Origin of the sequence: Dyadobacter sp. 3J3, assembly GCF_009801115.1 — a bacterium.
Taxonomy (GTDB): Bacteria; Bacteroidota; Bacteroidia; order Cytophagales; family Spirosomataceae; genus Dyadobacter.
In genome coordinates, this window is record NZ_VTOL01000003.1 from 575063 (window position 1) to 596665 (window position 21603).

Consider the following 21603-nt stretch of genomic DNA (forward strand, 5'->3'; position numbering starts at 1 on the left):
TTCTATATAATATTGATATAGTTTTATTACTGGGTAATTGTAACCGATTCGCGCAGCAAGTTAGCCGCAGTAATCATATTTCGCAAGGCTGATTCTGTTTCCGGCCACTTTCTGGTCTTCAAACCACAGTCCGGATTTACCCAAAGATTCCGTGCCGGAATTACCTCCAAAGCCTTTTCCAGCAACACCGTAATCTCCTCAACAGTCGGTACACGCGGCGAGTGGATATCATAAACTCCCGGCCCGATTTCGTTTGGATAATTAAAATTAGCAAAAGCATCCAGCAATTCCATCTGAGAACGTGAGGTCTCAATTGTGATCACATCGGCATCCATCGCCGCAATCGAATCGATGATATCGTTAAATTCTGAATAACACATATGCGTGTGGATCTGCGTTTGATCTGCTACGCCGGCCGCACTCAAACGAAATGCGTCCACAGCCCATTTCAGATATGCTTTCCAATCGGATTTCCGTAATGGCAAACCTTCGCGGATTGCAGGTTCATCTATCTGGATTACTTTAATTCCTGCTTTTTCAAGATCAATTACTTCATCCCGGATCGCAAGGCCAATCTGGAAAGTGGTATCTTTTCTTGGCTGATCGTCACGTACGAATGACCACTGCAAAATTGTTACCGGACCAGTCAGCATACCTTTTACCAGTTTTTTTGAATTTGCTTGTGCAAAAGCAGACCAGCGGATCGTCATCGGTGCCGGGCGTTCCACATCACCAAAAATAATCGGCGGCTTCACGCAGCGACTGCCATAACTTTGCACCCAGCCATTTTCTGTGAAAACAAATCCGGAAAGTCTTTCTCCGAAATATTCCACCATATCGTTACGCTCGAATTCTCCGTGCACAAGTACATCAATTCCCAATGCTTCCTGCCAGCGGATTGAACTGATCACCTCTTCTTCGATTCTGCTTTCGTATTCTTCAAATGACAAACTTCCTTTTTTCAAACGTGCACGTAATTGACGAACATCATCCGTCTGCGGAAAAGAACCGATGGTTGTCGATGGAAAAAGCGGGAGTTTTAGTTTTTCCAATTGTTCAGCCTGACGTAAAGGGAACGGACTTACACGTTCGAAATCAGTCCCCTGAATGGCTGCGACTCTTTCTTTGACTTTATTTTTATGAATCAAAGTTGAAGTACGGCGACTTTCAATTACTTTTTGATTTATTTCAAACGCTTCGCTTCCCTGATAATCCGTTCCTGCAAGTTTTGCCAATGTTGAAACTTCATGCAATTTCTGTTTTGCAAAAGCCATGCAGTTTTTTATTTCAGGAGTTAAAACAGCTGTGTTATTTTCAAGATCCAGATCATGCGGACTATGCAATAAGGAAGAAGACGGTGCAACTAAAACGCGGTCAATTCCTATAACAGTAATGGCTTGCTGAATAAAATCAAGTGATTTCTGATAATCGTTTTTCCAAATATTCCTTCCGTCAACAACTCCTATCGAAAGTAGTTTTTCAGAATTAAGAAATTCATGATTTTCCAGAATTTCAGGAAAACTCGCAGCGCCACGGGTAACATCAATATGCAAAGCCGCAACCGGAAGACTTGTGGTTAACGAAAGATTTGCATCTAGAGCACCGAAATAGGTAGCGAGCAAAATCTTTAAATTCGGAATCGCCTGCTGAATTTTTTGATACGCAAATTTAAGTGCTTGTTGCTCTTCTTCTCCAAGATCCAAAACCAGGCAAGGCTCATCCAGCTGTACCCACTCTGCACCTCGGGATGAAAGTTCCTGCAAGATTTCTAAATAAACCGGAAGTAGTTTTTCCAGCAAAGAAATTCTATTGAATCCTTCTTCCTTTTCCTTTCCCAACACTAAAAAACTAACCGGACCGACCAGTACCGGTTTTGTTAAAATTCCTTTTTGCTTCGCATCTTCAAATTCAAGAATGATCTTATCGGAATAGCGGTTAAATTGCTGATTTTTTACAAATTCAGGAACGATGTAATGATAATTGGTATCGAACCACTTTGTCATTTCCATTGCCTTTATATCCAGTCCATCTCGCTGAAAACCACGCGCCATGGCAAAATACAGATCCAGTTCTCGGTTTGATTTTCCGTCGATTAATTGTTGATACCGTTCCGGAATTGCTCCAACCATCAGGGAAGTATCCAAAACCTGATCGTAAAATGAAAAATCGTTGGAAGGAATTAGGTCAATCCCTGCCTCCTTTTGAAGCTGCCAGTTGCGGTGACGAATTTCGCGTCCCACTTTTTTTAATTCTTCTTTGGTAATTTTTCCAGCCCAGAATTGTTCGCTGGCCTTTTTGAGTTCTCTTTGGCTTCCTACACGAGGATAACCCAAATTGTGTGACAACATGATTAATGTGTTAAAGAGTTAATAAAAACCCTTTGGAATGCCCTACCCGTCCTGTTAATTTTCAGAAGATGGTTCGTTGTAAAATAATTTTCGGTCATTTCATTTACCTCGCAACCGAAAATCGCGAACTTCCTGCTCATTAAAACAGTACGTTTTGGTATCAGATTTGATCAAATTGTTGTGCACAATAGTGATTGAACATATCTCCCAAAAATGAATTTTGAAGATACTAACCTGACAGCAATACATTTGTAAAATCAATGCGTGACAAAACCCCAGACGTGAGGGAGTGGCCATTGAGGGTAAAGGCAAGTCTCCTGGCTTGTACCATTTTCACCGCCCTTCTCATCATAAATATGACAATGGGTCGCGAGGGCGAAAACTTTCCTGATCTGTTCAGGATGATACTTACAGTAGCACGACTGCCCGTGAATTCCACACGGTTCCTTTTTAATTTCTGCTTCTCTGGCTGAGGGTACCAAAAGCGAAAACCATTACCCCGATTGACGGGCGTTCACAAAGAACGTTGGCAAAGTTATGGAAAAAAGAGGTCGGAGAAATGTAGGTTCAGAATTTAAGTGAAGCGGTTACTTATTGAAAATGTGTAGGAGATAAATTATCTGATTTCACAAAAAAATCAACTATTACAAAGTGATATTTTGTAACTTGGTAACACTTTAACTCACATTGAAATTTCTTTCCTCACTTACTCATCTATCAACGTTGACATGAAAAAATTCTTCTACCTCCCCTTATGCTTTGCAATGTGTTTTATTCAATGTAAAGAGAAAAAAGACATTATTCCTGTCGGGATCATTAAAGAAATTGATGTAATAGAATTTTCAGTACCGGGAGTTGCCGAGGAGAATATTATTATTGGAAAAGACATAATTGTAGTGAACCTGCCGGAAAATTATTCGGGGGGAGACTTCATCAAACCGAATATCAGACTAGCGAAAGAGTATAGTACCCGGTCGGATCTTATCAACGGATTTAATTTTCAGGATAAAAAACTTAGTCTTCTGCTTGAAAGTACAATATTAGGTTCAAGGTCTTATACAATTTGTGTAATCCCGTTTCATCCTGTCAAACTGGTTGAGGCTGCGAAAGACTACAAAATAGTTATTGAACCGGATGCAAGCATAAATGTACCACTTACGCTAAACGGCACTTCAGAAACTGTTAGTGACAGTGGAAAAATTGTTTACGATCCAATTTTGATCCTTACTAATAAGACAACCGGATTGGTTGCCACAAGAATAAATGGTGAAAAATCTGAGGTAAATGGGGTTAAAAACTTCAATTTTAAATTTCCCCCAAATATCGCTCCTGATGAATATACAGCTGATATCTTATGGGGTACAAAAAAAGAGATGTTGTCGAATAAGATAGTTGTTGAATCGGGACCACTCAAATTGCGTCCCGGCTCCTGGAACATGCTACCCGATGATAAGTATTTTGAAATTTCAGGTTACAATATTTCAAGTAAGGAAAAATATGAATTGACTATCGAAAACGACTTTCTGGAAACCGTAAAGATTCCTTTGACTTTTAAAAATTCCAGCACGTTATCAGGAAATCTTCCGAAAGACATTCCGACAGGAAATTATAAGGCAACTTATCTGGAAGGTGGAAAAATTATCAATCCAATAGATCACGAAATCACGATTTTAAAGTACATGGGAGATGATAATTTCTTCATCAGAGATTATTCCAACCAACCAGTATTAAAAATAATTAGCCAACCGTCTCAGAAAAAGTTATTTCAAAGCACAATGGGATTTTCTCTTGATTATTTCGAATCTGTGAAAGAAATTTCCAGAAATGAACCTTTAATGGCCTATATCAATAGGACTGGTGCGTTTCCTGATAAAAACGATTTAGTACTTGTCAATATAGATACAAGGAAGGAATATACATTAAACTATACAGGCGATTTCTATGGTATTTTCGATGGTTTTGTTGTTTTTTTATCTTACAAAATCAGCCCGGATATACCTGATGGGAAATATGAGGCTTATGCCGTTACAGGATCAAACAATGACAGAAGCGAGAAATATAGCCAGGTCTTATCAATCAAATAGATTCTTTTCGCTAAATGGAGAACAGTCCCTTTTTTAATTTCTGCTTGATTGGCTGAGGGTACTAAACTTGAAAACTATTGCAGCTCGTGTGAAGCGTTCTCAAAGAACGCCGACAGAATTATAATAAAAAGAAGTCGGAGAAATTTAGGTTCAGGATTTAAGTGAATCGGTTACTTATTGAAAATGTGTAGGAGATAAAATATCTTTTTGGTGGGGTGAAATGGAGTTTGGAAAGTGAATTTTTACTACCGTTTTGCTCTTTTTAAAACTTGTTTCCACCGTCAATCCAGTTTTCAAGCTTAATTCCACCAAGATTACTAAAATCTTTGGTATTTCTCGTGACCAATATAAAGTCATTAACAATCGCATTAGACCCAATTAACAAATCAAACTCTCCGACAGTCCGGCCAATTTTTCTTAAGTTAGATTTCTGACGGGCATATTCATAAAAACAATCTCCGATAAGGAGAGTTCGATCCGAGAATGCTAATACTAGCTGGTTTATATTTTTTAAATTTGTCTCTCTTTGTGTAGCAGCGCCGTTCTCAACTCCGAAAAGTAGTTCGGCAACAGTAATTTCGGAAATACAAATTGAAGACAAACCAATTGCCTCAATTTTTTGGGCAATATCAAATTGGTCGTTCAATAAATACATATGTTTGTATCTAGTAAATACGCTATCATAATTGCACGTCACGAGGGGCATCATTCCTTGCACTATGAATTCGGGCAGCTAATTCATCCCCTGTTTCATCCCCAACCCAACTTCCTACCAAATTTTTAAAGGCAGCTTTTTGTTTTTCTAATAGTTCTTCTTCATGCTCCTCCTTCACGGAAAGACCAAGTCTGTCTGCCAAGCCCTTAATTAGCTCAAAATCCTTTTCATCTTTCGTTTCTATAATGATCGTATGTGTCATAGCTTCTTGCCTTGGCATTTTGAATATTCAAAATATCTCGTACCAATTTAAACTGTTTTTACGGATTAAGCAACTTTATCAATTCTACGTTATCAGGTTTATTTAATTTAGTTTCCAAAAACATTTATCCACAAAAAAATACTAAAAACTCCCCGTCCAACCCTAACTTTACTGTTCAAATCTGATTCATTCAATTTACATTATTATTACCGTCATAAAATGGAATACCGCATAGAAAAAGACACCATGGGCGAAGTGCAGGTTCCTGCTCATGTATATTGGGGCGCTCAAACACAACGCTCTATCCAGAATTTCCCGATTGCGCAGGATATCAATAAAATGCCGAAGGAAATTATCAGAGCATTTGCATATTTGAAAAAAGCTGCGGCCATTACAAATGCAGAGGCAGGTGTTCTTCCAAAAGAAAAAAGTGACCTGATCGGACAGGTTTGTGATGAAATTCTGACAGGCGGATTGGAAGATCAATTTCCATTGGTAGTTTGGCAAACTGGTTCAGGCACGCAGTCGAATATGAATTGCAATGAAGTAATCGCTTACCGAGGTCATGTTTTGCAAGGCGGCGACCTGGCCGATAAAACTAAATTTTTGCATCCAAATGATGATGTGAACAAGTCACAATCATCAAATGATACTTTCCCGACTGCAATGCACATTGCAGCTTACAAAATTCTGGTTGACGTTACAATTCCTGGAATCACTAAATTGCGCGATACATTAAAAGCAAAAGCGGAAGCTTTCAAGCATGTGGTTAAAATCGGCCGCACCCACTTTATGGATGCTACGCCGTTAACACTAGGACAGGAATTTGGCGGTTATGCTTCTCAATTGGATCATGGTTTGCGTGCGATTTACCATACACTGGCCCATCTTTCTGAACTCGCTTTGGGTGGAACTGCGGTAGGAACTGGTATCAACACACCAGAAGGATATTCAGAAAATGTGGCAAAACACATTGCACTTTTAACTGGTTTGCCATTCATTACTGCGGAAAATAAGTTTGAAGCTTTGGCTGCACATGATGCCATCGTCGAAGCACACGGAGCTCTGAAAACAGTGGCGGTTAGTCTGATGAAAATCGGGAATGATATCCGTATGTTGTCATCCGGCCCACGTTCTGGCATTGGTGAAATCCATATACCGGACAACGAACCGGGAAGTTCGATCATGCCAGGAAAAGTAAATCCAACACAATGTGAAGCGATGACAATGGTGGCAGCCCAGGTTATGGGAAATGATGTCGCGATCAGCATCGGTGGATCGAACGGACATTTTGAACTGAACGTTTTCAAACCTTTAATGGCTTACAATTTCCTTCATTCTGCGCGTTTGATCGGTGATGTTTGCATTTCATTTAATGATAATTGTGCAGTTGGTATCGAGCCATTGCATGAAAATATCAAAAAACATGTGAATAACTCATTGATGCTTGTGACTGCTTTAAACACAAAGATTGGTTATTACAAAGCTGCTGAGATCGCCCAGACTGCACATAAAAACGGTGCTACTTTGAAAGAAACAGCTGTTGCTTTGGGTTATGTAACGCCTGAGGAATTTGACGCCTGGGTTAAACCTGAGGAAATGGTTGGCGAAATTAAATAGTCTCAACAATCGGAATAATAACACAGCCCTGCGCAATTTGCGTGGGGCTTTTTATTTACTTTGTGCTACAAATTCCTAAAATCCTTACGTATGCTATTTCGCAATTCAAGATTTCTTTTCCTCTGCATTTTATTTCTCAAAATTTCGATGACTGCTTATTCTCAAAAAGCAGATAATAATAAAACCCATTTAAAACTATGGTATGATGCGCCAGCAACAGACTGGATGACGCAGGCTTTGCCGATAGGAAATGGATATTTAGGCGTCATGTTTTTTGGAGATCCGGCAGAGGAGCGTTTACAGTTTTCAGAAGGAAGTTTGTGGGCAGGTGGAAAAGGCGCTAATGAGGACTATAATTTTGGATTGAGAAAAGATGCTTACAAAACACTGCCAAAAGTAAGAGAACTGCTTGCGCAAGGAAAATTAGCAGAAGCTGATAAACTGGCCAGCGCCGAAATGACCGGCATTATTCATGAGAAAAAGGAAAATACGCCTTCCAGTGATTTTGGTGCACAGCAAACGATGGGTGATCTTTATGTAAGTGTTTCGCATACAGGAGAAATCAAAAATTATCGGCGCGAACTGGATATTTCGACTGCAACCGGCAAGGTTACTTACGAAGCTGGCAAAGAAAAATTTGAAAGAACTTACTTCGGAAATTATCCTTCCAAAGTTATGGTGTACAATTTCAAATCGACTTCGGCTGAAACATATTCCATTCGTTTTTCTACACCACATAAAAAGGAATACGAGAAATTTGAAAAGGACCAGTACATCTTCGGTGGAAGTTTGAAAGATAATCACCAGGAATTTGAAACAACTTATCGAATTGATACCGATGGAAAAATAAGTTATGAAGCAGGCGTTGTAACAGTAAAAAATGCAAGAAAAGTTACATTGATTCACACTGCCTCGACCGATTATACTTATCAATTCCCGACTTATAAAGGAAATGATTACAAGAAAATAAATCAGCAGATAATGGCTGCCGTTGCTGGTAAAAATGAAATTTCACTTCAAGCCGAACAGCAGAAAGATTACAAAAACTTATTCGACCGCGTTTCACTAAATCTTGGTACTGAACTAAATAATATCGTTCCAACTGATAAAAGACAAATTGCCTATTTCAAAGGGACACCGGATCCTGGTTTTGAGGTTTTATATTTTCAATACGGGCGTTATCTGATGATTTCATCAACCCGGCCTGGTACTATGCCGATGAGTTTGCAGGGAAAATGGAATGATAGTACAAATCCACCCTGGGCGAATGATTATCATACCAATATTAATGTCCAAATGTTGTACTGGCCGGCGGAGGTTACCAACCTTTCGGAGTGTTATCTGCCGCTGTCTGATTTCACCAAATCCATTGTTGAGCCAGGAAAACTGGCAGCAAAAGAATTTTTCGGAACCCGGGGCTGGACTGTTAATACGATGTTGAATGCTTATGGTTATACTTCACCAGGATGGAGTTTCCCTTGGGGATTTTTCCCTGGCGGCGCGGGTTGGTTGAGTCAGCATCTTTGGGAACATTACTCGTTTACAAACGATACAGAATACCTGAAAAACACCGCCTATCCGATCATGAAGGAGGCTTCATTATTCTGGATTGATTATCTGACCAAAGGGAAAAGTGGATTTCTGGTTTCTTCGCCCTCCTATTCTCCTGAGCACGGCGGGATTTCAACAGGCGCGTCGATGGACCATCAGATTGCCTGGGACGTACTTTCCAATACCATTTTAGCCAGTCAGATTTTAAAAACTGATACTGATTTTGCTAGTCAAGCTAAAAAAGTCAGAGACCAGATCCAGCCTCCGCAAATCGGTAAGTGGGGACAATTGCAGGAATGGAATGAAGATGTGGATGATTCTACGGATAAACATCGTCACGTTTCTCATCTTTTTGCTTTACATCCGGGCCATCAGATTTCCCCGACTGCAACACCTGAATTTGCAAAAGCTGCAAGAGTAACTTTGGATGCCCGTGGCGATGAGGGTACCGGTTGGTCATTGGCATGGAAAGTTAATTTTTGGGCGAGATTGCAGGATGGAAACCGTGCTTATTCCTTGTTCAAAAGAATACTGCGCCCGGTGGGTGATAAAACAGAGAATATGATGAATGGCGGCGGATCTTATTCCAATTTACTTTGTGCACATCCGCCATTTCAATTGGATGGAAACATGGGTTCTACGGCTGGAATTGCTGAAATGCTTTTGCAGTCACAGGCTGGTGTAATAGAATTGTTGCCTGCCTTACCGGATTCATGGCCAACCGGTGAAATAAAAGGTTTGAAAGCACGTGGAAATGTTACGGTTGATGAGTTATGGAAAGATGGGAAATTGGTCTCAGCAACGTTGGTTTCAGGGAAATCGGGAAAGCAAAAGGTGAAGTTAGGTATGAAAATGTTGGAAGTTGATTTGATTAAAGATCAGAAAAAAGTTATTTCGGTTGGTTTGTTTCAATAGGGTTTGTTGGTGTTGGTTATGTCACCCTTTCAGGGTTAAGGTCACGGCTGCAAAACATTTTTTCTATAATAATATCATCCCTTCGGGATTGTGCGCATTCAAAAATCCCGAAGGGATGACATTATTGTAGCATGAGGCTGGATATACCCGTTTCCAAACCCCAACTGGGTGACATAACTTAATTCACAAATTGATTTTAAATCAACATTTCAACCTGTTAATAAAACCTTGGATAACAAAAACCAAACCCCATGAACATCCGGGACGAACTTTCAAAACAACAAATCCACTTCAAAAAACACGCGCTTGCCATTACCGAATTTGCGGTTTCTTCTGATGAAACTTTCAAAGAACTAATTGATTGTTTTCTTTCAACAGATATTCGTGTGGCGCAACGGGCAGCATGGAGTGTAAGTTGGGCAGCTCATAAAAAGCCTGAAATCGTCGAGCCCTATATCGGTATTTTAGTGGATCAACTGAAACGAACAGATGTTCACAATGCGGTTATCCGAAACAGTTTACGGATTCTGGAAGATTTAATTATTCCGGAAGAATTTCATGGTGAAGTTATGGATGCCTGTTTTCAATTTCTTCAAAAACGGGAAACCGCCATTGCAATCAAAGCTTTTGCGCTGACAGTACTTTTCAATCTTTCAAAAACCTATCCGGATATAAAGAATGAATTACGGTTAATTATACAGGAAAACATGGACTACGAAACGGCAGCATACCGGTCAAGAGGAAAGAAAATTCTTGCCAGATTATGATATTTACACGCAATGAAAAGAAATGAAGTTTGCAGGTTACCTTTCTTAATGTAGCTTTAACGAATAATTTTCAAATCATTCCCAGGTCTTTAGAAATTATTTGAAAAGATAATTTTGAAATTTACAGGTAAAAACGGGGATTTTTCTCTCTTTAAAATAAAAAACAATGGTCATATACTGTCACTCAAATTTTGACGAAGCTCTTCGAAACCGGTTAACAGAAGTTCTTTCACCAAAATATACGATTCATTTTCAATCGGATACGGAGTCGAAAACAGAAGCTCAAAATCTGTTTAATGAGGCTGATTATATATTGGGAAATCCGCCACTAAGCTGGTTTTCTGAACCTTTAAATAATTTAAAATTCTGGCAACTGGATTCTGCCGGTTTTGATCAGTATGCATCGGTAAGATTAAATGCCCAAACGAAAGTGGCCAACATGGGCGACTGGTTTGCCCGTCCCTGTGCCGAATCGATCGTTGGTGGTGTATTAGCACTTTATCGCGGAATTGACAAGCTGACATTATTGAAGGAAAAAACAGAGTGGGTTGGAACGCCCTTAAGAGCTGAATTGCGTTTGCTTTCAGGCCAGGAAGTTGTGATTCTGGGTGCAGGAACGATTGGCAGTACGGTAAAACTTCTTTTGCAGGGTTTTGGATGTACGCTTCATTTAATGGCAAGAACTTCTCCAGATGCTGATATTCATTCAAAGGAAGATTTATTGAATGTTTTACCAAATACTGATTTGGTAATCAATACCTTACCTGGATCTGCTGCTAATTTTGCGGATAAGCCATTTTTTGATGCAATGAAAAAAGGCAGTGTATATGCAAGCGTAGGCCGTGGAAGTACGACCGACGAGCAGGCACTTATTGAAGCGCTTAGTTCCGGACATCTTTACGGAGCAGTTCTGGATGTTACCGAAGTTGAGCCTATTCCAAATGACAATCCGTTGTGGAAGATGGCAAACGTTATTCTGAGTCAGCATACCGGTGGCGGACATGCCGATGAACATGTGGGCAAAGTGGATTTATTCCTGAATAATATGATGACGGTTGAAACAGGAGGCGCTCCGATTAATGAAATTAACCTTGCAAAAGGATATTAAAAACGATTATCAATAAATACCAGAACGATAATCTACAACTAAAAAAATAAATGACAGGTACAGAATTGAGCACGGCAGAACGGATTCGTGAAAATTATATAGCCCATTTTGGCGACAATACCAGCACAGAAAATTTCAGACTTTTTCGGTCACCGGGAAGAATAAATCTGATCGGTGAACATACTGATTACAACAATGGATTTGTATTACCAGCCAGTGTAGACAAGGCTGTCTATTTCGCAATTTCCCCTCGTACCGACAATCAGGTTGTTTTATATGCAGTAGATTTAAATGAAACTTATACTTTTCAGGTTGACGACATTTCCAAACCAGATCAAAAATGGGCCTATTTTCAATTGGGCATTATTGAGCAGATTTATAAAAAAGGCTTAAATATTGGCGGATTCCAGGCCGCTTTTGGCGGAGACGTGCCGCAAGGAGCCGGAATGTCTTCTTCTGCTGCTTTGGAATGCTGCTTGCTATTTGCGCTGAACGAGGTTTTCAATTTGGGATTGGATCGGTTTTCTATCGTAAAAATGTCTCAAAAAGCAGAGAACGAATATGTTGGCGTTCAATGTGGAATTATGGATCAGTTTGCCTCCGGTTTTGGAAAAAAGGAAGCTGTAATTCGTCTGGATTGCCGCTCGCTGGAATTTGAATATTTTCCTTTCCCCATGGACGAGTATATACTCGTGCTTTGCAATACGCTTGTGGAACATTCCCTTGCTAGTTCAGAATACAATACACGCAGATTGGAATGCGAGAAAGGCGTTTCTATACTTCAAAAGAATCATCCCGAGATCAAAAGTTTACGAGATGCTACGCCTGCCCTGATTGAAAACTACAAAGATGAAATGGGTGATGTCGTTTACCGGCGTTGTAAATATATGACGGAGGAAATTGAGCGTGTGCAGATTGCCTGCGATTTCCTGACGGCTGGTGACCTGATCAGTTTTGGTAAAAAAATGTATGAGACACATCAGGGACTTCAGCACGAATATGAAGTAAGCTGTGAGGAACTTGATTTTCTGGTAAATCAGACTTTTGATGATCCGTCTGTGATCGGCGCGCGAATGATGGGCGGAGGTTTTGGTGGCTGCACAATCAATCTGGTAAAAAAAGAGGATGTGGAGGATTTTGAAAAGAAAATGAAGAAAGCTTACTACGATAACTTTCAAATAGAATTGCCCTGTTATCGTGTGCAGATAACAGATGGAACCGAGGAAATTGTACTAAATGCTTAAACCTTAATATTTCCGGAAATACCTATATGAAAAAACGATCATTAATATTTGTGGCACTGATTGGCATTGGCCTAATGAACTGCTCAAAAACAAAAAACGAAAACGAAAGTAAAACAATGACCAGTACGATCTCGAAAGAAGTATTCGGAGACCTTCCGGACGGTAAAAAAGCTGATCTCTATACGCTCACCAACGCTAATGGAATGATCGTAAAAATCAGTAATTATGGCGGCATTATCACAGAACTAACTGCCAAAGACAAAAGCGGAAAATGGGAAGATGTAGTATTGGGATTTGATTCCCTGGCTCCGTACATCGCAGAAAATCCGTTTTTCGGAGCATTAGTCGGACGTTTTGGAAACCGTATCGCGAACGGGAAATTCACACTGGATGGTAAAACTTATACGCTGCCGATCAACAACGGACCGAACTCTTTGCATGGTGGTATCAATGGGTTTAATAAGAAACTCTGGAATGCTACGGAAATTAAAAAAGATTCTCTGGTTGGCCTTGAATTAACTTATGTTAGTAAGGACGGAGAAGAAGGTTATCCTGGTACTTTGAATGTGAAGGTGACTTACACGCTTTCAAACGAAAACGGATTGCGTATTGATTATGAAGCAACTACGGATAAAAACACAGTTCTTAATTTAACGAATCATTCGTATTTCAATCTTAGCGGTTTGAAACGTGATATTTTAAATCACGAGGTTTATATCAAATCGGATAGCATGGTTCCGGTAAATGCAACTTTGATCCCCACAGGAAAATTAAGAGCGGTAAAAGGAACACCTTTTGATTTTAACGAGCCTACGCTGGTTGGCAAAAGAATCAATGACGTTGCTGATGAACAAATCAAAAATGGCGGTGGCTATGATCACTGCTGGGTAATAAGCGGTGCAGATAAAAGCTTATCACTTTTTGCAACGGTGAGAGATACGGAAAGCGGCCGTTTTATGGAAGTTTACACAACAGAACCTGCCGTTCAATTTTATACAGGAAATTTCCTTGATGGAAAACTGACAGGAAAAGGCGCAACGTATGCGAAACGTTATGGCCTGTGTCTGGAAACAGAACATTATCCGGATTCTCCAAATCAGCCACAATTCCCTACAACAGAACTGAAACCAGGAGAAACTTACAAAACTTCAACGGAATATAAGTTTTCGGTGAAGTAATTACTGAAAATATTTTGAAAGCTGCCGGAGATGAAAATTTTCGGCAGCTTTTTTCTTTGTAGGCTGTTGAGATTGTGGCTTTGGCTAAAGCCGGAAACTCTGTTATGCTTCGGCCCAAGGCTGAAACCCTGGTTAATTTTCTTTGTGCCGGAAAGCAATGGCTAAAGCCCGAGAAGTTCTGAGTTCGTTCAGACACCCAAGGTTGAAACGCTGGGTTAATTTTTCTTCGGCATAAGCGAAAATCCAATATATACTATTGGCCAAGCGACCAAGAACGAGCCAGGCTTTAGCCATTAATTTCCTACCCAAAACTCCAAAAAGTAATTTATTAACAAGATAATCATCCTGATGAATTACCTTTGCAGGAAAAGTAATTCCGAATAAATACCATCAACATGCTTAGCAGAACCGTAAAAATCAGCAACGTTACCAATTTGTCCGATGCCCGTTATTGCGCCGGTATGGGTGTGGAAATGCTTGGTTTTTCTATCGATGAACATTCTCCCAATTATATATCTCCAAAAAAATTCGAAGAAATCTGTTCCTGGCTTGCTGGTGTACAGCTGGTTGCCGAAACAAGCCAAACGGACCCTGAGTTACTTTTGAAAGTGCTGGCAGAATATCCGGTACATTATGTGCAGGTGGAATCACCAGACTTGCTCACCTATTTGCAAAGTGAACTGAGTTTACCGTTGATTCTACGCGTTAGCGTGGATACTTACGATACCAGCGATATTTATTCCATATTAAGTCGTTATGGAGATTCCGTTGCATATTTTCTTTTGGAAAGTGATGCCAACACTCCGTTGACAGAAGAATGGATACAGGTTTTGACAGAACTTGCCAAAGAATATCCAATTCTAATTGGTTTCGGGCTGGATGATGAAATTACTGTTAATAAATTAACCGATACTTTTCCTGAAATTGGTATTGCCTTGCGTGGAAGCGAAGAAATCAGACCAGGATACAAAGATTTTGGCAGCATGATGGATATTCTTGAAGCTTTGGAAGAAGAATAAACCGGATTTAAATACTTTATCCTCCTGAATATCATCCATAGTACTTGTAATTTGTGTTGAAATTGACAACGATTTATCAAAAATCATTTCAAATTACCATTTAACACGATTACTAACCGATAATAAACTTCCTGCTTGCAGTATCTTGTATAACCCACTACCTTTGATTACAACATAAACGTAAACAACGAAATGGAAAAGAAATTGCACCGCATACCCGATCAGGCCGTATTTGGAGGAGTTGCTTCCGGAATTGCCCAATATTTACAAATAGATGTAGTCATCGTTCGTGTTTTATTTGTGGTCATGTTATTCCTGCCGATACCTCCAAGTTTCGGATGGACGGGAATTTTATATATTATTTTGTGGGCCGTTCTTCCAACCGGAACTGCGGATGTTCATAACTTTGATACCGTAGCCAATAAGCCACACGATCCGATAGCTGACAAAAAACGTTCCGATCAGACTGTTAAAATTCTTGGTGGTGCGTTAGTACTTTTTGGTATTTTCATGCTGGTGGACGATTTTCCTATCTGGTACGAAATCAAACCTTATTTCTGGCCTGTGGCATTAATTATTGTTGGTGCATTTCTTGTCCTTCGCCAAAGAGATAAGGAACATGAGGCAAACACGACTGTTTATCCAACAACGCCGCCAATTGAGCCCATCGAACCAGAACCATTCACTCCGACGCCAGATCCTCAGCCCTACACACCATTCGGTACAACTGAATCAACGCCACCGAATACATTCCCAAAAGATCCAAACAATCCAACGGAAAACGGAGACGACGATATTATAAAAGTGAATTAAAACCAGTTGAAAAGAATCAGTTAAAAGCCGTAGCGAAACTAGGGCAAAACTTTCAACCTTGCGGCCGCCGCTTTCAACTTTCCATTTTCAACTTTCAACTATACAGCCATGAACTTTAAAAACATTTTCTGGGGAGTAATTCTCATTATTATGGGAACCCTCTTTCTGGTCGAAGAACTAACCGGTTTTGATTTCAAAGGTTTTTTCTGGCCCATTATTCTGATTATTTCCGGAGCATTATTGCTACTTAGAAATTACATAAACTCCGATACTAACCACTCAAATATTTAATTGACATGAAAAATTCTAAAAGTATTTTTTGGGGTGGGATGCTCATCATCATTGGTATCTTCTGGCTTCTGCGCAAGCTTGATATCTTCTTTTTTCAGTGGGATGCGATCTTACCTTACTGGCCTGTATTGCTAATCCTAGCCGGTATTTTACTGATCCTGACGACTAAATATACTGCTGCCAGAGGCTTGGTCGGATTACTTATTGTGCTTGCCGTTTTCGGTGGTTTGACGAGCCGCACCGGACGTGTTTTTGACCGTCACAATGATAATTGGAATTTCAATTGGAATGATCGAGATCATGACAACGACAACGACGATGATAACGACGACGATGATGAAGATGATAATGACGACGACAAAGATGATGATTACGAACAGGATAATAATGACAAAGAGCAAGGTTATAAAAAGCCCGTAAATAATTCCTACCAATATGAAATGGAGGATTTCATCCAGAAAGCAAATTTCAATCTGGAAGGCGGCGCTGGTTCATTTACTTTGAAAGGAAATACCGACAAACTTTTTGAAGCCGATACGCGTTCGTCAGTCCTGGGTTTTTTATCCAATAAATCCATTAACAAACTGACCAATTCGGCAACGATTAGCCTTAAAATGGAGGATGGAAACGTAAAACTTCATAAAGGTGAATTGAGCAACAAAGCAGAAATTGAACTTAATACAAAACCGGTTTGGACGATAGATCTTGGGCTGGGTGCAGGAAATGGAGATTTTGACCTAAGTAATTACAAAGTTGAAACATTAAAAGTTAGTACGGGCGTTGCTGATCTGGATATTCGTCTGGGAGATAAACTGGATCAGTCCAATGTTAAGATAGATGCCGGCGTAGCTTCCATCGGACTGGAAATCCCCAAAACCGTTGGTTGCGAAATTAAACTGGACGGCGCTTTGAACCTAACCTCTTTTGATGACCTTGAAAAAATAAACGACAAACTTTACCGATCACCTGGCTTTGACCAGTCGACAAAGAAAATCATAATTAACTTTGACGGCGGTTTGTCAAAAGTTAAAATAAGAAGATACTAATAATGAAAAATCCTCCCAAATTGGGAGGATTTTTCATTTAACATTACACTGTTCTGAGGTTTATGCAGGTTCACAAAATTCTTTTGCGTGTTGTATTTTTTTTAATTTCCTTTTCAGTTTTAGCTCAAAAAAACCAGCAGGATAAGATTTCACCTGTGGAACAGAAAATACTTGATCAAGGATTAGTGAACATTCAGACCATAAATCCTCAAATCCTGGTGGAACTCAAATACGCAACTCCTGACAATTTCATGAAAAAGAATGTCTACGGAGAACTTACTCACGCCTATCTTCAGCCAGAAATGGCAAAAAAACTTTCCCAGGCCAGTTACTTTCTTCAACAGGAAAAACCAGGTTTTAAATTACTGGTTTATGATGCGGCCCGCCCAAATTCTGCACAATACAAACTTTGGGATGCGTTAGATGATTTAAAAATTCCTCAGCGTTCAAAAACCCAATATGTGGCCGATCCAAAAATCGGTTCCAATCATAATTTTGGTTGCGCCATAGATCTCACGGTTGTTGATCAAAATGAAAAACCTTTGGACATGGGAACGTCCTATGACTTCTTTGGCCCACTGGCCTACCCTCGTTCCGAACAGGAAATGTTAAGACAGGGAAAACTTACATCCAAACAAATCGCTAACCGGAATATTCTCCGGAAAGCCATGATTAAGGCAGGATTTACTGTGAATACAACTGAATGGTGGCATTTTGACGGTATGTCCAAAAAACAGGCACGTGCAAAATACGGCATGATAAAATAACTATTTCATGGCTAATAAATTTGGAAAATCATTTGTCTCCTATCTTTGAAACTAAGACAACCAACATTAGCTTTTCCCCTGCCCAATAAAAAGATTTATTTTTCATAGGGGTAGAATCCGTTCCGCTTGTCATGGTTAAAAGAAACTTAAACTGTGGCAGCAACCGCTCTTCTCAATCCGGATTTTATAATCGAAAGAGATTATCTACTTTTGGCCGAAAAACAAAAGAGGAAAACTGTGCAAACTTCTGATCCGGAAATTGTTCAAGCCATAAGACGTGGAGACGAAGCTGCTTTCGAGCGGACTTTTCGTTTCTATTACCAGCGTTTATGCAATTATGCGAGTTCTTTGCTGAAAGATGCGGAGGATGCAGAAGAAATTGTGCAAACGGTTTTTATTACGATTTGGGAAAAAAGAGAGGATCTTGAAATTACACTTTCACTAAAATCATATTTATACCGTGCAGTTCATAACCATTGTCTGAACCGCTTCAAACATGCAGCCGTAAAAGATGCATACCGGGAATATTCAGTCAATTATTTACCTCAGTCGTATGAATCAGTTACCGAAGTTATTCATGCGGATGAGCTTTCTGAACGTATCGAAAAAGCGGTAAGAAAATTGCCTGAACAATGCCAGAAAGCATTTCGGATGAGCCGGTTTGAAGAACTGAAATATCAGGAAATTGCTGACCAGCTCAATATTTCGATCAAAACCGTAGAAAACCAGATTGGAAAGGCGCTCAAAATACTACGTACAGAACTTGCCGACTATCTGCCTTCTTTGCTGGTGCTTGTTTATTTTTTATATCAACAGTTAATCCAATCGTAACCATGAACAATCCTCATGACAACATTTCGGATGAGCTGTTAGCACGCTTTCTGGCCGAAACTGCCACACCGACGGAAATTGCCGAAGTAAAAAACTGGCTAAATAGCGATCCTGAAAATCAAAAAGAGCTTGCTGCTTTTGAAATACTTTGGGAGAAAACCGCTGATTTAAAAACCAATCATATCAAAGTTGATACCGATGCAGCCTGGAATAAGGTTCGTTTGCAAATGAAAACGAACAATAGCCAATCAGAACATTTAACTGAAAAATATAACGATTATAGTCAGGGAAGGATTACCCGGGAATTACCGGTTAAAAAACCCTTCTCTTTTCCGGTTTGGATTGCAGCCGCTGTTTCAATAACGATCCTGGCTTTTGGCTGGTTTATATTTAAAACACAAGGAAATAATCCTGAACAAATTGAGGTCGCTACGACAAACAATACCGGTGAAACAACTTTGCCGGATGGAACCAGGGTATTTTTAAATTACAATTCATCCATAAGCTATCCTGAAAGTTTTTCGGGTGATTTACGTTCCGTTGCTTTAAAAGGAGAAGCATTTTTCGACGTAAAACCGGATGCTTCTCACCCTTTTGTTATCGACGCCAATGGAACTCAGGTACGGGTTTTAGGAACTTCATTTAATGTTAAGGCTTACAAAAAAGAGCTCGTTCGTATCGATGTAAAAACCGGAAAAGTACGGGTTTCCAAAAATGACAAAAAGATTGAACTGATAAAAGGACAAAGTGCCGAAGTGTTGAATGACACGCTCAAAAGCATGCGTGCTGATGTCAATATTATGGGCTACAAAACGCAGGTTTTTGATTTCAATGCAACTAATCTGGGTGACGTTGTAAATACATTGCGGGAAGGTTATCACTCTGATATTCGTTTATCAAATCAAAAACTCGCACAGTGCAGACTAACGATCAGTTTCCAGAAAGAACCGCTTGATGCGACTTTGTCGGTCATTGCAGAAACGCTGGAATTACATTTGCGGAAAGATGGAAAAATATATTGGCTGGAAGGAAACGGTTGCCAGTAAAAGATACCTTAAAATTAAAAAAACAATCAATTCCTGATGCGTTGAGGACATTTTACTATATATTTTCCCTCGTTTTTATTGGTTTCCTAAGCTCGGTTTCTTCGAAAGTCCAGGCGCAGGAATTGTTGGAAAAGCGCATTTCCATCCGCGTAACGAATCAGTCTCTAGATAATGTTCTAAGACAAATAGAAAATCTTGGCGGATTTAGTTTTTCCTATAATCCGGATATTGTTGAGATCAAAACCCGAGTTTCTCTTAATGTCGTAAATCAAAGTGTAAGGGAAATCCTGAATGAATTATTCAAAGGAAAAGTGATTTTCCGCGAGCGCCACAAGTATATTATTTTGCTTCGAAATACAAAAAAAGAAGAAGAAACGCCACTGAATTTTAATTTAAACGGTTATATCATCAACAAAAAAACAGGTGAGAAACTAGCGAATGCCAGTATTTACGAACCTGTAACACTGGCCTCCACTATCAGCAACCAATACGGATACTACCGGATACGTTTGCCAACAACGCCTTCCTCTGTACGCCTGGAAATCCGGAAAGATCAATTTATAGGAAAATCGGTGATTATATCAAACCGAAGAAATACCTATTTGCCAATTCAACTAAACCCGGACACACTTAAAGCGCTTTCATTACGCCGGTTAAATATCATTACCAAATCCGATTCACTAAACAGTCGAAAAATAGAAATTCCTCAATTTGAATATATCTCAACTACTTATGTATCGCCCGATACGATTATAGAAACGGATTCTCTTCCTTTACAAAATAAATTACGGGTTACTTACCAGCGTGTCCGAAAGGACTTCAGCGGTGCTTTTGCTTCTGCCAAACAAGCCATTAATACCAAAAATATCACGGATACTTTATACCGGCCGGTTCAGTCATCCATTTTACCTTTTATAAGCACCAACCGGGAGCTTAGCGGAAACGTTGTAAATGATTTTTCATTCAACGTTTTTGCCGGTTATTCACTAGGTACGAATAAACTGGAAATCGGGGGATTGTTTAATGCAGACCGCGGACATGTAAAAGGTATTCAGCTTGCGGGAATCGCTAATTTTGTTGGTAATAATGTTACAGGCTACCAGTATGCCTCAGCCCTTAATGTTGTCATGGGGAATCTTAAAGGCGTGCAACATTCTACATTATTAAATTTCACCGGAGGTAATGTAAAAGGTCTCCAATGGGCAGGTGTAGGCAATGTAATGCTAGGGGAATTACGCGGATGGCAGGTTGCAGGAGCATATAATTATGCAAAAACAGTAAAAAGCGGGCACCAGTTTGGTGCCATAAATTATGCCGATTCTTCCGCGACAGCCTCCATTGGTTTTTTCAACTACATCAGGAAAAATGGTTATAGGAGATATGAAGTTTCCACAGACGAATTTAATTACTTCAATACTACTTTTAAAACGGGGATGACTTCTTTTTATAATATTTTCACCTTAGGTTTTAATTGGAAAATAGACAACAAACCATTCGGAAGTATCGGTTATGGATTTGGAACAGGTATCAATCTGGGACGCGGCTGGATGTTCAATGCCGACATTACAGCCAATGCTGTTGCCATTGACAAGGCAAATTTAAAAAGTCACAATGCTGCCGGTTTGTTTCGTCTGACCACTGGCATTGAAAGAAAAACAGGGAAACGCTTTTCCGTTGCCTTTGGACCTTCATTAAATTTATTGACAGGAAATGAACTGGGAACTTCGTATGATACCCGGAAACTTTTGTCAACGTTCTGGCTTGGAGGAAAACCGGATCATACCAAAAAAAATTATGGTTGGATTGGTTTCCAGGTGGCTGTAAGGTTTCGGGATAAGTAAGGTTTTTAAGGTTTCACGCTAAGCAAAAAAGATTAAAAGAAAAAACGCAAAGAATATAAGTTTCTGCGTCCTTTCTTTTAATCTTAAAGTCTACTATATAACTTCTTCATGCTGCCTCAGCCATAAGCCTTTTTAGTGCCCTTTCTAAATTTGCAATTTTAGCCAATCTGTATTTTTCTCTGTATTCGTCTTGGTCGAAAGGAATAAAAGGCTGCTT

At 39.7% G+C, this 21603-nt stretch carries 18 protein-coding genes and 1 riboswitch; of the genes, 15 read left to right on the forward strand and 3 right to left on the reverse strand.

Going from position 1 to position 21603, the window contains the following annotated elements; genetic code table 11:
• Positions 1-26: 26 nt before the first annotated feature.
• Positions 27-2348, reverse strand: a complete 2322-nt coding sequence (gene metE, locus FZF08_RS09395) for a 5-methyltetrahydropteroyltriglutamate--homocysteine S-methyltransferase (protein ID WP_159468366.1) — start codon at positions 2346-2348, stop codon at positions 27-29.
• Positions 2349-2637: 289 nt separating this feature from the next.
• A riboswitch (cobalamin riboswitch) is annotated at positions 2638-2846 on the reverse strand.
• 230 nt (positions 2847-3076) lie between these two features.
• On the opposite strand from metE, the gene FZF08_RS09400 reads away from it, so the two are divergent.
• A complete protein-coding gene (locus FZF08_RS09400) occupies positions 3077-4432 on the forward strand; it encodes a hypothetical protein (protein WP_159468367.1) in 1356 nt (451 codons plus the stop codon).
• Between the two features lie 262 nt (positions 4433-4694).
• Here FZF08_RS09400 and FZF08_RS09405 read toward each other — a convergent pair whose 3' ends face one another.
• Positions 4695-5078: a PIN domain-containing protein gene (locus FZF08_RS09405; RefSeq protein ID WP_229216473.1), complete on the reverse strand. Its 384-nt coding sequence runs from the start codon at positions 5076-5078 to the stop codon at positions 4695-4697.
• 34 nt (positions 5079-5112) lie between these two features.
• The gene (locus FZF08_RS09410) at positions 5113-5367 is read right to left on the reverse strand and encodes a hypothetical protein (protein WP_159468368.1); all 255 of its coding nucleotides are present in this window, start codon (positions 5365-5367) and stop codon (positions 5113-5115) included.
• Positions 5368-5568: 201 nt separating this feature from the next.
• Between FZF08_RS09410 and fumC the strand changes: the two genes are divergently transcribed.
• The 14 genes from fumC to FZF08_RS09480 all read left to right on the forward strand — a co-directional run bounded on the left by fumC (position 5569) and on the right by FZF08_RS09480 (position 21386).
• Positions 5569-6969: a class II fumarate hydratase gene (fumC, locus tag FZF08_RS09415; protein WP_159468369.1), complete on the forward strand. Its 1401-nt coding sequence runs from the start codon at positions 5569-5571 to the stop codon at positions 6967-6969.
• 90 nt (positions 6970-7059) lie between these two features.
• Positions 7060-9435, forward strand: coding sequence for a glycosyl hydrolase family 95 catalytic domain-containing protein (locus tag FZF08_RS09420; protein ID WP_159468370.1), 2376 nt, complete (start codon positions 7060-7062; stop codon positions 9433-9435).
• 251 nt (positions 9436-9686) lie between these two features.
• Positions 9687-10202, forward strand: coding sequence for a hypothetical protein (locus FZF08_RS09425; protein ID WP_159468371.1), 516 nt, complete (start codon positions 9687-9689; stop codon positions 10200-10202).
• 166 nt (positions 10203-10368) lie between these two features.
• Positions 10369-11310, forward strand: coding sequence for a D-2-hydroxyacid dehydrogenase (locus FZF08_RS09430; RefSeq protein ID WP_159468372.1), 942 nt, complete (start codon positions 10369-10371; stop codon positions 11308-11310).
• A gap of 50 nt (positions 11311-11360) precedes the next feature.
• Complete coding sequence (locus FZF08_RS09435) at positions 11361-12554, forward strand: galactokinase (RefSeq protein WP_159468373.1); 1194 nt, start codon at positions 11361-11363, stop codon at positions 12552-12554.
• Positions 12555-12580: 26 nt separating this feature from the next.
• Positions 12581-13732: an aldose epimerase family protein gene (locus FZF08_RS09440; RefSeq protein ID WP_159468374.1), complete on the forward strand. Its 1152-nt coding sequence runs from the start codon at positions 12581-12583 to the stop codon at positions 13730-13732.
• 395 nt (positions 13733-14127) lie between these two features.
• Positions 14128-14751 (forward strand): hypothetical protein, encoded by a 624-nt coding sequence (locus FZF08_RS09445; RefSeq protein ID WP_159468375.1) that lies wholly within the window; start codon positions 14128-14130, stop codon positions 14749-14751.
• 192 nt (positions 14752-14943) lie between these two features.
• Complete coding sequence (locus FZF08_RS09450) at positions 14944-15564, forward strand: PspC domain-containing protein (protein WP_159468376.1); 621 nt, start codon at positions 14944-14946, stop codon at positions 15562-15564.
• A 108-nt stretch (positions 15565-15672) separates the two neighbouring features.
• On the forward strand, positions 15673-15855 hold the full coding sequence (locus tag FZF08_RS09455) for a LiaI-LiaF-like domain-containing protein (RefSeq protein ID WP_159468377.1): 183 nt from the start codon (positions 15673-15675) through the stop codon (positions 15853-15855).
• A 5-nt stretch (positions 15856-15860) separates the two neighbouring features.
• Positions 15861-16901: a LiaF transmembrane domain-containing protein gene (locus tag FZF08_RS09460; protein ID WP_159468378.1), complete on the forward strand. Its 1041-nt coding sequence runs from the start codon at positions 15861-15863 to the stop codon at positions 16899-16901.
• 185 nt (positions 16902-17086) lie between these two features.
• Complete coding sequence (locus tag FZF08_RS09465) at positions 17087-17668, forward strand: M15 family metallopeptidase (RefSeq protein ID WP_255463477.1); 582 nt, start codon at positions 17087-17089, stop codon at positions 17666-17668.
• Positions 17669-17878: 210 nt separating this feature from the next.
• Positions 17879-18499 (forward strand): RNA polymerase sigma-70 factor, encoded by a 621-nt coding sequence (locus FZF08_RS09470; protein WP_159468414.1) that lies wholly within the window; start codon positions 17879-17881, stop codon positions 18497-18499.
• Positions 18500-18501: 2 nt separating this feature from the next.
• Positions 18502-19545, forward strand: coding sequence for a FecR family protein (locus FZF08_RS09475; protein WP_159468380.1), 1044 nt, complete (start codon positions 18502-18504; stop codon positions 19543-19545).
• Positions 19518-21386 carry an STN and carboxypeptidase regulatory-like domain-containing protein gene (locus tag FZF08_RS09480; protein WP_229216474.1) on the forward strand — a complete coding sequence of 623 codons (1869 nt, stop codon included), beginning with the start codon at positions 19518-19520 and terminating at the stop codon, positions 21384-21386. The genes FZF08_RS09475 and FZF08_RS09480 overlap by 28 nt, the downstream gene beginning before the upstream one ends.
• Positions 21387-21603: the final 217 nt, after the last annotated feature.

What these genes read in the sequence shown, in the direction of transcription:
- metE (WP_159468366.1), bottom strand. Translation starts at nt 2,348, where the DNA reads ATGTTGTCACACAATTTGGGTTATCCTCGTGTAGGAAGCCAAAGAGAA.
- FZF08_RS09430 (WP_159468372.1), top strand. Translation starts at nt 10,369, where the DNA reads ATGGTCATATACTGTCACTCAAATTTTGACGAAGCTCTTCGAAACCGG.
- FZF08_RS09410 (WP_159468368.1), bottom strand. Translation starts at nt 5,367, where the DNA reads ATGCCAAGGCAAGAAGCTATGACACATACGATCATTATAGAAACGAAA.
- FZF08_RS09460 (WP_159468378.1), top strand. Translation starts at nt 15,861, where the DNA reads ATGAAAAATTCTAAAAGTATTTTTTGGGGTGGGATGCTCATCATCATT.
- FZF08_RS09440 (WP_159468374.1), top strand. Translation starts at nt 12,581, where the DNA reads ATGAAAAAACGATCATTAATATTTGTGGCACTGATTGGCATTGGCCTA.
- FZF08_RS09400 (WP_159468367.1), top strand. Translation starts at nt 3,077, where the DNA reads ATGAAAAAATTCTTCTACCTCCCCTTATGCTTTGCAATGTGTTTTATT.
- FZF08_RS09475 (WP_159468380.1), top strand. Translation starts at nt 18,502, where the DNA reads ATGAACAATCCTCATGACAACATTTCGGATGAGCTGTTAGCACGCTTT.
- FZF08_RS09435 (WP_159468373.1), top strand. Translation starts at nt 11,361, where the DNA reads ATGACAGGTACAGAATTGAGCACGGCAGAACGGATTCGTGAAAATTAT.
- FZF08_RS09420 (WP_159468370.1), top strand. Translation starts at nt 7,060, where the DNA reads ATGCTATTTCGCAATTCAAGATTTCTTTTCCTCTGCATTTTATTTCTC.
- FZF08_RS09455 (WP_159468377.1), top strand. Translation starts at nt 15,673, where the DNA reads ATGAACTTTAAAAACATTTTCTGGGGAGTAATTCTCATTATTATGGGA.
- FZF08_RS09425 (WP_159468371.1), top strand. Translation starts at nt 9,687, where the DNA reads ATGAACATCCGGGACGAACTTTCAAAACAACAAATCCACTTCAAAAAA.
- FZF08_RS09445 (WP_159468375.1), top strand. Translation starts at nt 14,128, where the DNA reads ATGCTTAGCAGAACCGTAAAAATCAGCAACGTTACCAATTTGTCCGAT.
- fumC (WP_159468369.1), top strand. Translation starts at nt 5,569, where the DNA reads ATGGAATACCGCATAGAAAAAGACACCATGGGCGAAGTGCAGGTTCCT.
- FZF08_RS09450 (WP_159468376.1), top strand. Translation starts at nt 14,944, where the DNA reads ATGGAAAAGAAATTGCACCGCATACCCGATCAGGCCGTATTTGGAGGA.